The sequence below is a fragment of the Herbaspirillum sp. ST 5-3 genome, from assembly GCF_004804275.1.
Lineage (GTDB): Bacteria > Pseudomonadota > Gammaproteobacteria > Burkholderiales > Burkholderiaceae_D > Noviherbaspirillum.
Map to the genome: position 1 here is coordinate 1 of NZ_STGI01000033.1, position 1,513 is coordinate 1,513.

Below are 1,513 nucleotides of genomic sequence, written 5' to 3' on the forward strand. Positions count from 1 at the left end.
TCCTTGCGCACGTTGGCATTCTTGCGCAAGTCGTCCGGCGTCCCTTCAAACACGATGGATCCGTGGCCCATCACATATACCCGTTGCGAGATCTCCAGCGCGATCGCCAGTTTCTGCTCGACCAGCAGCACCGAAATCCCGCGGTTCTTCAACTCCTTCAGGTATTCCGCCACAAGATCGACGATCTTCGGGGCCAGGCCCTCGGTCGGCTCGTCGATCATGATCAGATCCGGGTCGCCCATCAAGGTGCGGCACAAGGTCAGCATCTGCTGCTCGCCGCCGGACAACACGCCGGCCGCCGTGTTTTGCCGCTCCTTCAGGCGCGGGAACATCTTGTACATGTCCTCCATCGTCCAGCGCGCGCTCTTCTTCGAACCCTTCGCTTTCTTTTCGCCCAGCATCAGGTTCTGCTCCACCGTCAGCGTCGGAAAGATATCGCGGTTCTCCGGAACGTAACCGAGTCCCTTGTGCGCGATTTCGAAGGATTTCAAACCGGTGATCTCCTCGCCCTTGAAGCGGATCGATCCGGTCACGTCGACTTGTCCCATTGATGCCTTGACAGTGGTCGAACGGCCTACACCGTTACGCCCCAGCAGGCTGACAATTTCCCCTTCGCCGACATGCATGTCGACGCCGTGCAGGACATGGCTCTTGCCATAGAACGCATGCAGATTTCTGATTTCAAGTAATGCCATTTATGCCGCCTCCGCCGGCGCGTGGCCGCCCAAATACGCTTCCTGAACTTTCTGATTGGCGCGAATGTTGGTCGGTGTATCGCAGGCGATCACTTCGCCGTAGACCACCACCGCAATCTTGTCGGCCAGACCGAACACCACGCTCATGTCGTGCTCCACCATCAGCAGCGTTTTTCCCACCGTGACCTTGCGGATCAGTTCGACCGCAGCGTCCGTTTCAGAACGACTCATGCCGGCAGTCGGCTCGTCCAGCAGAATGACTTCTGCGCCCCCTGCAATCGTGATGCCGATTTCCAGTGCGCGCTGCTCCGCATACGTCAACAGCCCAGCCAGCGAGTCCCTTCGGCGCTTCAGGCCAATCTGCTCCAGCACCTGTTCCGCGCGCTCATGCGCATCCTTGAGCCCGTTGAGCCGATGCCAGAAAGAGTACTTGTAGCCGAGCGACCACAGCACGGCGCAGCGCAGATTCTCGTATACCGACAGGTGATGAAAGATGTTGGTGATCTGAAAACTGCGCGACAGGCCGCGCCGGTTGATTTCGAACGGACGCAAGCCGACGATGCTTTCGCCGTTCAGCAGCACATCGCCCGAACTGAGCGGGAAACGCCCCGAAATCAGGTTGAACAAGGTCGATTTGCCGGCGCCGTTCGGACCAATGATGGCGAATCGTTCCCCTTTCGGGACTTTGAGATTGGCGCCGCGGATGATTTCGGACTTGCCGAAACTCTTGCGCACGTCTTTCAATTCGAGGGCCAGCGCGTTCATGCTTCTGCCCTCCGGATCAGTTCTTCAATTTCGGTACTCACTTCGCCCCACGC

The 1,513-nt window shown here is 58.6% G+C and carries 2 protein-coding genes; both read right to left on the reverse strand.

Annotated elements, in window-relative coordinates:
- Nucleotides 1–695, reverse strand: a 695-nt coding sequence (locus E6W33_RS26825) for an ABC transporter ATP-binding protein (RefSeq protein ID WP_136420440.1), incomplete at its 3' end; no start/stop codon positions are given.
- Nucleotides 696–1,460 (reverse strand): ABC transporter ATP-binding protein, encoded by a 765-nt coding sequence (locus E6W33_RS26830; RefSeq protein ID WP_136420441.1) that lies wholly within the window; start codon nucleotides 1,458–1,460, stop codon nucleotides 696–698.
- Nucleotides 1,461–1,513: the final 53 nt, after the last annotated feature.

Excerpts from the sequence above, each read along its gene's own strand:
- E6W33_RS26830 (WP_136420441.1), bottom strand. The coding sequence starts at position 1,460 with ATGAACGCGCTGGCCCTCGAATTGAAAGACGTGCGCAAGAGTTTCGGC.